1 protein-coding gene is annotated in these 263 nt (G+C 36.9%); it reads right to left on the reverse strand.

Annotated elements, in window-relative coordinates; all coding sequences use genetic code 11:
- Positions 1–205 (reverse strand): 30S ribosomal protein S11 (gene rpsK, locus NE619_RS18255; RefSeq protein WP_256133892.1); only part of this gene is annotated, 205 nt, incomplete at its 3' end.
- Between the last annotated feature and the right edge of the window lie 58 nt (positions 206–263).

Genomic DNA, 263 nt, shown 5'->3' on the forward strand with positions numbered 1-263 from the left:
CTGCCATCTGCGCTGCATATGGAGTAGATTTTCTTGAACCTCTAAATCCCAGACCGCCTGCACTTGCCCATGAAAGAGCATTTCCCTGTGTATCTGTTAATGTAACGATTGTATTATTAAAAGATGACTGGATATGTGCCTGTCCTCGTTCAACGTTTTTCTTGACACGTTTTTTTGTTACTTTTTTTGCAACTTTCTTTGCCATTTAAACTAACCTACTTTCTTCTTTCTCTTTGATTTAATTCCTTGTTATAACAAGTTTG

This window comes from Anaerovorax odorimutans, from assembly GCF_024459955.1.
GTDB lineage: Bacteria > Bacillota > Clostridia > Peptostreptococcales > Anaerovoracaceae > Hominibacterium > Hominibacterium odorimutans_A.